This is a genomic window from Staphylococcus sp. FSL W8-1268 (assembly GCF_038003965.1).
Taxonomy (GTDB): Bacteria; Bacillota; Bacilli; order Staphylococcales; family Staphylococcaceae; genus Staphylococcus; species Staphylococcus hominis.
The window spans coordinates 1,082,825-1,097,389 of the sequence record NZ_JBBOQE010000001.1 but is presented as its reverse complement, the minus strand read 5'-3'; the positions used below and the strand labels follow the sequence as shown (position 1 = coordinate 1,097,389).

15 protein-coding genes and 1 other annotated feature are annotated in these 14,565 nt (G+C 31.0%); all 15 genes read right to left on the bottom strand.

All coding sequences use genetic code 11. The features are described 5' to 3' along the window. Positions 1–78 precede the first annotated feature (78 nt). Entirely contained in the window at positions 79–1,362 is a 1,284-nt protein-coding gene (gene hemL, locus NST64_RS05615) for a glutamate-1-semialdehyde 2,1-aminomutase (RefSeq protein ID WP_002449004.1), read from the bottom strand. Between the two features lie 21 nt (positions 1,363–1,383). Next, positions 1,384–2,358 (bottom strand): porphobilinogen synthase, encoded by a 975-nt coding sequence (gene hemB, locus NST64_RS05610; protein WP_002448944.1) that lies wholly within the window; start codon positions 2,356–2,358, stop codon positions 1,384–1,386. Next, a complete protein-coding gene (locus tag NST64_RS05605; RefSeq protein WP_002448958.1) occupies positions 2,358–3,029 on the bottom strand; it encodes a uroporphyrinogen-III synthase in 672 nt (223 codons plus the stop codon). Before NST64_RS05605 ends, hemB begins: the two co-directional genes overlap by 1 nt. Positions 3,030–3,060: 31 nt before the next feature. Then, positions 3,061–3,993, bottom strand: a complete 933-nt coding sequence (gene hemC, locus NST64_RS05600) for a hydroxymethylbilane synthase (RefSeq protein ID WP_002448971.1) — start codon at positions 3,991–3,993, stop codon at positions 3,061–3,063. A 28-nt stretch (positions 3,994–4,021) separates the two neighbouring features. Then, entirely contained in the window at positions 4,022–4,834 is an 813-nt protein-coding gene (ccsA, locus tag NST64_RS05595) for a cytochrome c biogenesis protein CcsA (protein WP_107632406.1), read from the bottom strand. 21 nt (positions 4,835–4,855) lie between these two features. Next, positions 4,856–6,193, bottom strand: coding sequence for a glutamyl-tRNA reductase (hemA, locus tag NST64_RS05590; protein ID WP_002488006.1), 1,338 nt, complete (start codon positions 6,191–6,193; stop codon positions 4,856–4,858). A 136-nt stretch (positions 6,194–6,329) separates the two neighbouring features. Next, the gene (gene yihA / locus NST64_RS05585) at positions 6,330–6,920 is read right to left on the bottom strand and encodes a ribosome biogenesis GTP-binding protein YihA/YsxC (RefSeq protein WP_002448982.1); all 591 of its coding nucleotides are present in this window, start codon (positions 6,918–6,920) and stop codon (positions 6,330–6,332) included. Between the two features lie 151 nt (positions 6,921–7,071). Next, a complete protein-coding gene (gene clpX, locus NST64_RS05580; protein WP_002448985.1) occupies positions 7,072–8,334 on the bottom strand; it encodes an ATP-dependent Clp protease ATP-binding subunit ClpX in 1,263 nt (420 codons plus the stop codon). 157 nt (positions 8,335–8,491) lie between these two features. Next, positions 8,492–9,808, bottom strand: a complete 1,317-nt coding sequence (gene tig / locus NST64_RS05575) for a trigger factor (protein WP_340731101.1) — start codon at positions 9,806–9,808, stop codon at positions 8,492–8,494. Positions 9,809–9,962: 154 nt separating this feature from the next. Then, positions 9,963–10,880, bottom strand: a complete 918-nt coding sequence (locus tag NST64_RS05570; RefSeq protein ID WP_002448991.1) for a hypothetical protein — start codon at positions 10,878–10,880, stop codon at positions 9,963–9,965. 12 nt (positions 10,881–10,892) lie between these two features. Further along, complete coding sequence (locus NST64_RS05565) at positions 10,893–11,504, bottom strand: NUDIX domain-containing protein (protein ID WP_002448986.1); 612 nt, start codon at positions 11,502–11,504, stop codon at positions 10,893–10,895. A gap of 182 nt (positions 11,505–11,686) precedes the next feature. Then, positions 11,687–12,043: a 50S ribosomal protein L20 gene (gene rplT / locus NST64_RS05560; RefSeq protein ID WP_002448983.1), complete on the bottom strand. Its 357-nt coding sequence runs from the start codon at positions 12,041–12,043 to the stop codon at positions 11,687–11,689. 53 nt (positions 12,044–12,096) lie between these two features. Further along, a complete protein-coding gene (gene rpmI / locus NST64_RS05555) occupies positions 12,097–12,297 on the bottom strand; it encodes a 50S ribosomal protein L35 (protein WP_002448990.1) in 201 nt (66 codons plus the stop codon). 27 nt (positions 12,298–12,324) lie between these two features. Then, a complete protein-coding gene (infC, locus tag NST64_RS05550) occupies positions 12,325–12,852 on the bottom strand; it encodes a translation initiation factor IF-3 (RefSeq protein WP_002448994.1) in 528 nt (175 codons plus the stop codon). A 23-nt stretch (positions 12,853–12,875) separates the two neighbouring features. Next, positions 12,876–13,003: a sequence feature (ribosomal protein L20 leader region), on the bottom strand. A 62-nt stretch (positions 13,004–13,065) separates the two neighbouring features. Then, a complete protein-coding gene (locus NST64_RS05545) occupies positions 13,066–14,559 on the bottom strand; it encodes an amino acid permease (protein WP_002448996.1) in 1,494 nt (497 codons plus the stop codon). Between the last annotated feature and the right edge of the window lie 6 nt (positions 14,560–14,565).

Genomic DNA, 14,565 nt, shown 5'->3' with positions numbered 1-14,565 from the left:
AAGCATTTAAATTAAAAAAAGTGGAACGATGATATTATCTCATCTTTGTTCCACTTTTATTATATTAACTTTTAAATATTAAACAATTCTACTTAATGCATTATCAAAAGCATGAATCGTTTTTTCAATATCTTCTTTGGTATGTGCGGTAGATAAGAATGTTCCTTCAAACTGAGAAGGTGGTAAAAATATGCCTTCTTTAGCCATTTCTCTATACATATGACTAAATAACTCTAAATCACTTTGATTCGCTTCTTCAAAGTTGGTTACAGGTCCTTTATTTAAGAAATAACCAATCATAGAACCAGCTCTATTTACTGTAATAGGAACATTGTGTTTAGCAAATACCTCTTTAAGTCCTTTTTCTAATATATCGCCTAATTCTTGGAAATACTCATATGATTCAGGCGTTAATTGACTTAGTGTTTCATAACCACTTGTCATTGCTAAAGGATTACCAGATAGAGTTCCCGCTTGATAAATATTACCTACTGGAGCAATTTTATCCATAATTTCTTTTTTGCCTCCAAAAGCACCTACAGGTAAGCCACCGCCAATCACTTTTCCTAGGCATGTGATATCTGGTGTCACACCAAAATAACCTTGAGCACAGTTATACCCTACACGGAAACCTGTCATGACTTCATCAAAGATAAGTAAAGAACCATATTCTTTAGTGACTTCCCTTAATCCTTCTAAGAAACCTTTTTTAGGGGGTACAACACCCATATTTCCTGCAACTGGTTCTACTATCACACCAGCAATATCATCTCCATAATTTTCAAATGCTACTTTAATCGCATCTAAATCATTATAAGGTACTGTAATTGTGTTTTTAGCTGTGCCTTCAGGTACTCCTGGTGAATCTGGAAGACCTAAAGTTGCTACACCTGAACCTGCTTTGATAAGCAATGAATCGCTATGTCCGTGATAGCATCCTTCAAACTTAACAATTTTATTTCTACCAGTGTAACCTCTAGCCAGTCTTAATGCCGCTAAAGTAGCTTCAGTACCTGAAGAAACCATTCTTACTTTTTCAATTGAAGGCACTCTTTCAATAACAAGTTCAGCTAATTTATTTTCTTCTAGTGTTGAAGCACCAAAACTAGTGCCTTTATCTACAGCATCATGTAATTTACTAATGACTTGTTTATTTTTATGACCTAAAATTAATGGTCCCCAACTTAATACATAATCAATGTATTCATTGCCATCTATATCATAAATCTTCGAACCTTCACCATGATCCATAAAAATTGCTGGTGTATCTACTGATTTAAATGCTCTTACAGGGCTATTGACACCACCAGGCATAAGTGTTTCAGCAATGCGCATTGCTTCTTGTGATTTTTCATAAGTCATTAACTTGTTCCTCCTTAACCATTATTTATCTAAGTAACGACAAATATCTTTCGCGAAATAAGTAATAATCATATCTGCGCCCGCACGTTTCATTGATACCATTTGTTCCATAACCACACGTTCTTCATCTATCCAACCATTTTGAGATGCTGCTTTAGTCATAGCATATTCACCACTAACATTATAAGCAATAACAGGAATATTAGTGTTATTTTTTACATCTCTAACAATATCTAAATAACTTAAAGCTGGTTTGACAATCATCATGTCTGCGCCTTCTTTTAAGTCACTTTCTAATTCTCTTAGTGCTTCTAAACGATTAGCTGGATCCATTTGATACGTTTTTCTATCTCCAAATGAAGGAGCTGAATCTGCAGCATCTCTAAATGGTCCAAAGAAACTAGAAGCATATTTAATGCCATAGCTCATAATTGGAATATTATAATAACCAGCTTCATCTAAACCTTGTCGAATTTCGGTAACAAAACCATCCATCATATTACTTGGAGCAATAATGTCAGCGCCAGCTTCGACTTGAGAAATTGCTGTTTTAACTAATAATGGTAAAGATTTGTCATTATCAACATCATGCGTATGATCATCAATGATACCGCAATGACCATGATCCGTATATTCACATAAACAAGTATCAGCAACGATTAATAAATCTTTATGAAGTTTTTTTGCTCTACGTGTTGCCTCTTGAACAATGCCATTATGATCGTATGCACCAGAACCCACATCATCTTTTTCATTAGGTACGCCAAAAAACATAATCGCTCTAATACCTAAATCATATGCTTCATTAATTTCATCATCTAATAGATTTAAACTTATTTGATATACACCAGGTAACGATTTAATTTCGCTTCTAACATTATCTTTTTCTACTACAAAAATTGGATAAATTAAATCTTCTTTTCTAACATGATTTTCTCTTACTAAACTTCTCATTGTAGCTGAAGAGCGTAATCTTCTATGTCTATCGAATTTCATTATTTATTCCTACTTTCTAAAAATGTGTTTATTAATGCTTCAGAAGTTTGTTTATCTGCAATATAAGGTTCATAACCATAGGCTCTAATGCTATTTGCAGTTTGTTGACCTATAGCATAGTAATTTTTAAAATGCTTAGGAAATGCCTCACTAAAATAATAACGCACTGCAGATGAACTTGAAAATGTTAATGCTTCAACTTGATTATGTTGAATTAGATTGATAACTTCAATAATATTCTCTCTATCCGCTATAGGTGTATACAAGTCAATTTTCACAACATTATTATGTTCAGCGAGAGTTTGTTGCAATTTTGGTCTTGCCTGTGCACTGCTCGGAATTAAAATAGAAGATTTTTCTAGATTTAATCCTTCTAATAAACCTTCTTGAGAATAATCGTTAGGTATAAAATCTATATTTATACCTAATTGTTTACATAACTGCGCAGTTTTAGCGCCTACTACTGCAATATGTTTTACATTCACGTACTCTAAATATTTATAAAATAAATGTACGGCATTTTTTGAAGAAAAAATAAGCCAGTCATAATTATCATGCAAGAGTTGAGTATCAAATTCAAGTGATTGAATTTTAATAAATGGCTTATGAATGACTTCTACCATATCACTCTGTACTTTACTCGTTTGCGTCATAACTATCACTGGTTTCATCTAACTGTAACACCTCTACTAAGATTTAGTATTAATGTGATGCTTCTTCGTTTAATTTTCTTATAATTTCATACGCACCTTGTTCTTTAAGTATCTCACTTACTCTGTTCCCTAATTTTACAGGGTCAGTTCCTACTTCAGTATGTTCATAACGTTCCTTACCATCTGGTGTCATGATTAAGCCTGTAAACTCAATTTCATTGTTATTGTTATAATTCGCATATCCACCAATTGGAACTTGACAACTTCCATCCATTGAAGCTAAAAATGTTCGTTCGGCCGTTACACAATTTGCAACTTCATTATTGTGAACTTTTTGAAGTAACTCGAGAAGTTCAATATCGTTACTACGGCACTCAATGCCAAGAGCACCTTGACCGATTGCAGGTAGTAATGTGTCTTTATCTAAATAAGTTGTTACTACGTCATCAGACCAACCCATACGTTTGAGTCCTGCTGCTGCTAAAATAATCGCATCATAATCTTCTGTTTCTAATTTATTTAAACGTGTATCAATATTACCACGAATCCATTTAATTTTTAGATGAGGATATTTAGATAATATTTGTGCACCTCTTCTTAATGAACTTGTACCAACTATACTATTCTTAGGAAGTTCTTCTAATGGTACGTGATTTTTGGCAATATAGGCATCAAATGGTATTTCTCTATCAGGAATACAACCTAATGTTAAACCTTCTGGAATAATACTAGGAACATCTTTTAATGAGTGTATTGCCATATCGATATCGTTGTTAAATAGTTCATTTTGAATCTCTTTAACAAATAGGCCTTTTCCTCCAACCTTAGATAGTTGTTGATTCACAATTCGATCTCCCTTTGTGACAATCTCTTTAATTTCGATTTCTAAAGATGGATCAATGGCTTTTAATTTATCAATGAATTGTTTACTTTGTGTTAAAGCAAGTTTACTTCTACGTGAACCCACAACTAATTTACGCATAAACAAGGCCTCCTACATAAGTTTTCTTTTAATTAAAATGAGTAGTGAAGAATAAATTCACCATACATAGGCAAAATATCATAATATTAAAATAAATTAAATTAATTGAGATGATTTTCTTTTTTAAATACATAACGATATATACTGTATAAAGAAGCGTAATAATGACAGACAACATAACCTTCGGATCTTTAAATATTGCTATACCAACCGCATAGATTCCCCATTGAGCAATTAAAATTACACTCAATATTAATATTACTAAACCGCCCAAAGTTGAAAAAAATATAATTTTTTCAAGAGTTGCTACACTGCCAATTCTAAAATATTTCTGATTAAAGTTTTTTTCTTTAAGGTTTTTATATTGAATGATATATAGCAATGCATTTACAAATGCAAGTGCAAAAAAAGCATAACTCAATACTGCAAGCCCTACATGTACAAGTAATAATTCATTTATAACTTGTACTTTTTGTATACTGTTTGTATAGTGTTCAGGTCTAAATGTATTCATCGTTAATAAGATAAATCCAATTACATTCAAAAAAAACACAGAAAAACTTAGAACTTTAATAATATTTAAAACTAAAGAAATAGAAATAATCATCCATGACAAGAAGAAAAAAACATCAAATATGGAATTAAACAATACATCACTATGCGAAGTAATACACATAGACAAAGAGATTGTTTGTAAAAACCAAACAATCCCTAAGGCATAAATTCCAAGTACTCTAATCTTATGACTCTTCCGAACAAAGTCTATAAAATAACAAAGAATGCTAATTAAATATACAATTAATATAATTTCATGAAATCTAATAAATAGCGTTTCTTGCATATTATCACCATTTTAATATGCTTATTCAAAACTAAAGATATGTCGTACTGAAAGTTCCTTTTCTTTTTTACGTTCTTTCACTGCTTTATAAGGATCTTCGGCTTCAATATCAAATATATTTTGAAATAGCTCTAATTTTTCATTACTTTTTTTATCGTTACTCAATTCCTTAGCCTGTTTAATTGGATCTTTCAACATTTGATTAATAATACTTTTAGTATGTTTAGAAATGACTGTTCGTTCTCGTTCAGATAGATTCGGTAATTTTCTATCGATACTATCCATTGTTTCAGCTTGAATAGTCATTGCTTTTTCACGTAAAGCTCTTATTACAGGAACTACACCCAACATATTTACCCAATCATTATGTGCTTTAATTTCAGCAGGAATTTCATTAGAAATAGCTTCAGCCGCCATTTGTCGTTCTTTTAAATTAGCATCAACTAAACCTTTTAAATCATCTACATCATAATTAAATACGTCATCACTTAAATTATGACATGGTTCAATATCTCGTGGTACTGCAATGTCTAATAATAATAATTTAGATTTTCTATATGATAGTGCCTGATTAATCATACTTTTAGTAATAATATAATCTGGTGAACTAGTAGAACTAATAACAATATCAGTTGAAGTTAATAAACTAGGTAAAGATTCTAGCTTATCATAACTAACTTGATGTTTTTCAGCTAAAATTCTAGCTTTACTTTCTGTTCGATTTACAATTGTAATATGATTAATGCCTGAGCCGAGTAAATTTAATAACGACAATTCACTCATTTCACCTGCACCAATAATAACAGCATGTTTATTTTTTAATTTACCTAATACTTTTTTTGATAATTCCACAGCAGCATATGAAACACTTACAGCATTATCTGCGATATCTGTTTCATTATGTGCTTTTTTAGCAAAAGTAATTGCTTGTTTAAATAGATGATTAAAGATAGTTCCAGTTGTTTTTAAATCTTGCGCTAAGAAAAATGCATCACGCATTTGGCCTAAAATTTGTGTTTCTCCTAACACAATTGAATCTAAACCTGAAGTTACACGCAATAGATGTTCTACTGCTTCGTCCCCCACTTTAACTTCAGACATTGCTTTAATATCATCTACTTCAAATCCAAATGAACGAGCTAAAAATCGTTGAATATAATATCGTCCTGTATGAATTTGATCCACTACAGCATATACTTCTGTACGATTACATGTCGATAATATTACATTTTCTAAAATTGCTTTAGTTTCGAATAAATCTTCATTGGCTAATCGTAAGGCATCATCTCTAAAAGCAACTTGCTCTCTTAAAGCTACATCAGCAGTACGATGATTTATGCTAATAGCAATAAAATGCATTTATAACGCCCTCCATATACTAACAATATCGTTAGTATAACACATTTTAGAATGAATTTAAGTTTGATGCTCAAATAAATTAGAAACATTCTAATGTGAAGTCAAAATTTCGTCACTTAATTACAAGATATGTCTTTTAATTTATATAATTAGCAATAATATCCCAAATGTATTGCTGTTTAGAATTTTGAATAGAAGAGTAACTTATAATTGTATCGTTTGGATCTAAATCTAATTTTTGTTTTATATTTTTTATATGTTTTTGAACTTTACCTTTCGCAATTTTATCTTCCTTAGTACAAATGACTAGTGTTGGCAGATCGAAATGTTTTAAATAATTATACATTAATACATCATCTTCGGTAGGATTATGTCGTAAATCTACAAGTTGAATGACTAAACCTAGATTTTCTCGTTTAGTTAAATACTCTTCTATCATTTTCCCAAATTTTTCACGCTGTGATTTACTTACTTTTGCATATCCATATCCAGGAACATCAACAAAAATAAGTTGTTCATCAATATTATAGAAGTTTAGAGTTTGCGTTTTTCCAGGCTGTTGTGAAGTACGAGCCATATTTTTTCTACCAATCATACTATTAATAAAAGAGGACTTACCCACATTAGAACGTCCACTTAAAGCGATTTCAGTTAAATTGGTTTCAGGATATTGTTCTTCTTTCACTGCACTAATCATTAATTCTATATTATTTGGGTTAATATTCATATTCAAACACCTCTTCATTATTATAGCTGCTTTATTATAATATAAATGTTTAAAAATCTAAAATTTTAAAAAAATGATATGTATAAAAATAAGGAAGCAGTTTCGAACTCAAATGAATTCTATCACCACTTCCTTATTATATGGTTGATAATTAAGCTGAAGTTTTAGTACCGTTCAATAAATTACCTTCTGAATCATACATTTCAGGCTCTATTTCCTCATTAATTGTTTGAGCAGTTACTACAACTTTAGCAACATCACTTGTTGAAGGTACATCATACATAATATCAATTAAAGATTCTTCTATAATTGATCGTAATCCACGTGCTCCAGTTTTTCGTTCAATTGCTTTTTCACTGACTGCTGCCAAAGCTTCTTCAGTAAATTCTAATTCAACGTTATCAAGAGCTAACATTTTTGTATATTGCTTAACTAACGCGTTTTTAGGTTGCGTTAAAATATTTTTAAGCGCTTCAACATCTAATGTTTCTAAATTAGCAACTATTGGTACACGTCCAATAAATTCTGGAATTAAACCATATGCTTGTAAATCTTCAGGACGAATTTGTGCTAATAAAGCTTCTTCATCATACTTATCTGCTTCATTGCTAGCAAAACCGATAACTTTTTCACCTAAACGGCGTTTAATGACTTCATCAATACCATCAAACGCACCACCTAATATAAATAGAATATTAGTTGTGTCAATTTGAATCAATTCTTGGTTAGGATGTTTACGGCCACCTTGAGGTGGTACACTTGCTGTTGTACCTTCTAAGATTTTAAGTAATGCTTGTTGTACACCTTCACCAGAAACATCACGCGTAATTGATGTATTTTCAGATTTTCTAGCAATTTTATCAATTTCGTCTACATAAATAATTCCTTTTTCTGCTTTATCAATGTCAAAATCAGCAGCTTGAATCAAACGTAATAAAATATTTTCAACATCATCACCAACATAACCTGCTTCAGTTAAACTTGTCGCATCTGCAATAGCAAATGGTACATTCAATGTTTTAGCAAGTGTTTGTGCAAGTAAAGTTTTACCGCTACCCGTTGGTCCAATTAAGGCGATATTACTTTTTTGTAACTCAACATCATCTTCATTTGGACCCAATTGTTGAATACGTTTGTAATGATTGTAAACTGCCACTGCTAAAGATTTTTTAGCTTTTTCTTGGCCAATAACATATTCATTTAAATGGTCCATAATTTCTTTAGGCGTCGGTAATTCAGTAAATTCTTCTGAAGTAGCTTGAGCTAATTCTTCTTCAACAATTTCAGAACATAGTTCGATACATTCATTACAAATATATACACCACTGCCTGCTACTAATTTTTTAACTTGATCTTGGTCCTTACCACAGAAAGAACATTTTAAATTTTCTTCATCTTCATTAAATTTAAACATTCATTTACACCTCTATCCTTAAACGACTATACTAGATAGCATTCTACAATGCAAATTGATAGTTAACAACTAAAATGCTTAAAACATATAGTAGCAGATACATATAATGATGCACCTGCTACTTATTTTTTAAACTTTATATCAATTTAAAAGTTTATTATTTGTCTTCTTTTTTATCGTCTTTAGCTGAATCAACATATTTAGCATTGTCTCTTAATAAATCAATTACTTTTTGAATACGTACATCATTTTTAATGATATCAGTATTACCAAGAGTTTGTTTAATATCTTCTACTGAGATATTAAATTGACTGCTCATTTTTTCTAATTCTTTATCAATATCTTCATCTGTGACTTCGATATTTTCTTCATCTGCAATTGCTGATAATGTTAAGTTTGTTTTAACACGTTGCTCTGCATCGTCTTTCATTTGTTCTCTTAATTGAGATTCATCTTGACCAGAAATTTGGAAGTAAGTTTGTAAGTCTAAACCTTGTTGTTGGATTCTTTGACCAAATTCTTGAACCATACGATCTAATTCAGTGTCAATCATAGCTTGTGGAATATCAATTGTTGTATTTTCAGTTGCTTTATTAATTGCTTCTTCTTTTTCCACATTTTCAGCATCTTGTGCTTTTTCTTCTGATAAACGTTTGCGTAAGTTTTCTTTATACTCATCTACTGAATTAGCATCTGAATCTAATTCATTTGCAATTTCATCAGTTAATTCGGGTACTTCTTTGTATTTAATTTCATTTACTTTAGTTTTGAATGTAGCTTCTTTACCAGCTAATTCTTCAGCGTGATATTCTTCTGGGAATGTTACAACAACATCTTTTTCTTCTCCAGTTTTAACGCCTACTAATTGATCTTCAAATCCTGGAATAAATGAACCTGAACCAATTTCTAAATCATAACCATCAGCTTGGCCACCTTCAAATTGTTCGCCATCTACATAACCATCAAAGTCAATATTTACAGTGTCTCCTTCTTCAACTGCACCATCTTCTTTAACTAACATATCAGCTAAATGACCTAAACTATGATCAATTGCATCTTGTAAATCCTTATCAGTTAATTCAGAATCTTGTTTTTCAATTTCAAGACCTTTATAATCTCCTAATTTAACTTCAGGTTCAACAGTCACTGTTGCTTCAAATTCGAAATCTTTACCTTTTTCAATTTGAGTTACATTAATTTCAGGTTGAGCGACTGGATTGATTTTAGTTTCTTCAATAGCTTCACCATAAGCTTCAGGTAAAAGAATATCTACTGCATCTTGATATAATGCTTCAACGCCAAAACGTTGTTCGAAAATTGGACGAGGCACTTTACCTTTACGGAAACCAGGCACGTTAATTTGTTTAACCACTTTTTTAAATGCTTGATCTAATGCTTTATTTACCTTTTCTGCTGGAACAGTAACTTTTAATAAACCTTCGTTACCTTCTTTTTTTTCCCAAGTTGCTGTCATGTATAAATACCTCCATGCTTACATTTTTAATTTTTTCAACTTCCCTATTATATCATAGGTCCAATATGGACACAAACAATGTTTTATAGGCGATTTTAAATAATAATTCAACTTTACAGAATCATTTAAGTAAACTAAAATGATTTGCTCACATTTAATTATCTAACTGATAAATTAATGCTAATAATTCTTGATTTGCTTCACTTACTTCTATACCAATCATTGACTTAAAATAAACATCATAAGCTATTATCCAATCTTCTTCATTAAAAAGTGAAAATATATCAAGTGGATATAGTTTTATTGAATGATTATTCATCACATACTGAGCTTCATTTTGTATATTCAAAGCTCCATTTTCTAATCTATCGAGAACTTTGGGAATAACAGTAGTTTTCATATCTGTGTGTTCTAAACCTTTTAATGTTGTAGGTAAGATGTTGACTTCATAACCATACTTCTCAATTTTTATTTCACTATCATAATTTGAAAAACGTAAATACTCAAGCATGAGACTTTTCAAATTATAAGATTCTACTTGATTAGATAATAAAAAAGCAACCGTCTTTCTGAATTCATAATGTCCGTTATCAATGAGTTTAATCATTAATTTAGTTTGACGATTTAAATCTAAACTAGTAAATTCTGATAATAATTGACTAGAAAGTTTCTTGTCTTCATCTAATTTAGATTGTGCATATTCTTTTAATGGAAAGAGTGCCATTCTAGTTTTATGTTCTTTCACTTCGTTAATGATTTGATTAATGACTTCAATTGCTTCATAATTCTGATTTAAACCTATTAATGCTTTAATATAGAAAATAATCAGTTCGTCGTAATGAGGTATACCTTTTTTTAAGAAAATAATTGCTTCTTCTCTTAATTCTAAATATAACCCTAATTCATTTAACATGTCACATTTAATCAAAGATAATTGATTATCTAATTCGAATGAGGCTTCATATATATCAAACAATTGATACATTTCTTTATATTTATTTTGTTGTTGTGCATTTAAAATATTATGATATAATTTTTGCTTTGATTGAGGAAAAGGGATAATATCAGACATATTGAGCCCCCTTTATTTTAAATCTTTTAAAATTAACGCACTCCATGATTCAAAATGATTTAAATCATTTATTTCATCTTGTGATACCCAATTAATTTTTAAAGTGTCGGTTTCTCTAACTTCTACATCACTAGATTTCACCTTAATTTTGAAAACAACACCTATATGAACTTTACCTACCGCATTAGTATCATCATTAATAAAACCAATATATTCTATATTTTGAGATCTATCTTCAGATAATCCTACTTCTTCATTAAGTTCTCTTTGTGCATTCACTCTTAAAACTTCATTAATTGAATCGGCGCCAACAACATTATTCATATGTCCACCAACACCCACTGAAGACTGTCCGTGTAAGCGTTCTTCTCCGCCACCACTTAAACGTTGATATACTAAGATTTCATCATTTTCATTTTCTAAAAGACAATATGAAATAAGTTGTTTATAAGATGGATCTTCTTCCATATCTCCACGTCTTTTTACTTCATAATTTTTAAACGTATTAAATATTTCTTCACCTTGACCATCGTTTTTCGATAAGAATCCATTAAATGCATTTTTTTCATTATTAAATAATAATTCTCTTGATACGACGATGATTTGTTCATCAAATTTAGACATAGTTAACTCCTTGAAATTAATATTCTTTTTTAATAGTTTAACAAACCAATGATTTAAATCACAATGATATTTAACTGGTTCGTTTACTTATCATAATTCTATTAAAGAATATTTGATGAATAAAAGTAAATAAAAAAAGCCAATAAGGTTTTATAGTTACCTTATTGGCTTTTAAATATGAATTATTTTAAAGCATCTTTAGCTTTTGATACTAATTCACCGAAAGCTTTATCGTCTGAAATAGCAATTTCAGAAAGCATTTTACGGTTAATGTTAATGTCAGCCTTTTTCAAGCCGTTCATTAAACGAGAATAGCTGATGTCATGTTGACGTGCAGCTGCATTAATACGTGTAATCCATAATTTACGGAAATCACGTTTACGTTGACGACGGTCACGGAATGCGTATTGACCTGATTTCATCACTTGTTGTTTTGCTACTTTATATAATGTATGTTTTGAACCGAAGTAACCTTTAGCTAATTTAATCGTTTTTTTACGACGTGCTCTTGTTACTGTTCCACCTTTAACTCGTGGCATGTTAAATTCCTCCTTAAATATATCGCTTTATCATCGTTCGAAAGTAATATTAATTATTTTTTGTAAGCTAATAATTGTTTTACGCGTTTCATATCGCTTTTAGATACTAGTTTAGCTTTACGTAATTTACGTTTTTGTTTAGTATTTTTATTTGCAAATAAGTGAGATGTGAAAGCTCTAGAACGTTTTAATTGACCTGAACCAGTTCTTTTAACACGTTTAGCTGCTCCACGGTGAGTTTTCATTTTTGGCATGATTCATTTCCTCCTAATAAAAGTAAATTATTTTTCGTTTACAGGCGCTAACATAATAAACATTTGGCGCCCTTCCATTTTAGGTTTTTGTTCAACAGTGGCAATATCTTTACATTCGTCTGCAAATTTTTCTAAAACACGTTGACCAATTTCTTTGTGTGTAATTGCACGACCTCTGAAACGAATAGAAACTTTACATTTGTCACCTTTAGTTAAGAATTTACGTCCATTTTTTAACTTAGTTTGGAAATCGTGTTCCTCAATAGTTGGACTTAAACGAATTTCTTTAACATTGATAACTTTTTGTTTTTTCTTCATTTCTTTTTCTTTTTTCTGTTGTTCGAATTTATATTTACCATAATCCATAATTCTTGCAACAGGTGGTTTAGCATTTGGTGCAACAACTACTAAATCTAATTCAACTCTTTCAGCCATCTCAAGAGCTTCTCTTTTAGATTTAACACCAATTTGGTCACCATTTTGGCCAATTAAACGTAATTCTTTTGCGCGAATTTTTTCGTTAACTTGCGTTTGATTTTTTGCTATGGTTGACACCTCCCAAAATTTTACGAAATTTTCCCAAGCAAAAAGAGCGGACAATATTTGCCCGCTCTTCACTCATACACAATAATTGTGTGACATGATTAACCTGCCAACAGCTTTTTGCGTCGCTACAGGTGAGAAACGGGTGTTTCTACTTGGTTCGTTTCGTAATCAACGATACTAATCATATCAAGTTTTATTAAGCATGTCAATTGTTTTTTGAAATTAGTGATGTTTTACTTCATTCATTGAGACATCTTGGCTTAAATCAACTTCTTCAAGAGGTATTTTTTTAGTTTTATATCTTAATTTATGATAAATAAAGAATACTAAAAATACTGGAATACCCATATACGTAATAATAAATCGATTAAGATCAAAGTGCCCTGTTTTAATGAAATCCACATCTTGTCCAACAATCACAATCACACACAATATACCTGCAAATATTGGACCGAATGGGAACCATTTCGCTTTATATTTCAATTCTGATTTACGATGATGTTGAACATTAAATGCTCGTCTAAAGCGATAGTGACTTACTGCAATACCTACCCAAGCAATAAAGCCTGTCATACCACTGGCAGCTACAATGTATTCATAAGCATTTCCGCTTAATTTTTGTACTAAGAAAATAACGACTACAAGTACACCAGTAGCAATCAATGATAAATATGGCACGCCGTGTTTATTCGTTTTACCAAACGAAGCGAATGCTAATTTATCTTTACTCATTGAATATAACATACGTGTTGATGCATACATCCCTGAATTACCAGCTGATAATACTGAAGTTAAAATAACTGCATTCATAAATGAAGCAGCAAATGCTAAGCCTGCATTTTTAAAGACAAGCGTAAATGGAGATGTTGCAACATCGTTATCTCCACCCATTAAAGCATTACTATTATAAGGAATTAACATACCAATAACAAAGATGGCTAAGATGTAAAATAATAATATTCTCCAAAAAACTTGTTTAATTGCTTTTGGGACAGCACGTTCTGGATTCTCAGATTCTCCAGCAGTAATACCTATTAATTCAGTACCTTGGAATGAGAAACCAGCAACTAAGAATACACCTAGGATTGAAAGTAAACTACCGCCAAGATTTCCACCTAGGATTGGCCCATCACCTTTAGTAAATGTTTCAAATCCTACAAAATGTCCACCCATAATTCCTAATATAGTTAAAATACCAATAATTATAAAAATAATTACTGTAATCACTTTTATAAGTGCAAACCAATATTCACTTTCACCATATACTCTTACAGATAAAGAGTTTAATGCGAAAATAATAACTATAAAGATACAACTCCATACCCATGCTGGTATCCCTGCCATAGGTGTCCAATACTGAATGACTTGCGCTGCAATAGTTACATCTGCCGCTACAGTAATTACCCAGTTAAACCAATAGTTCCAACCTAATGCGAATCCTAATGATGGATCTACAAATCGTGTTGCATAGGTACTAAATGAACCTGAAACAGGTAAATACGTAGCCATTTCTCCTAAAGAAGTCATTAAAAAGAATACCATAGCTCCAATAATTGCATATGCAATAAGCGCACCTAATGCACCAGCATCGTGAATAGCACCACCTGATGTCATAAATAGGCCTGTACCAATACAGCCTCCCATTGCAATCATAGAGATATGACGATCTTTTAACCCTCTCTTCATACCGCTATCTTGATTTTCAACTTTACTCATATAAGC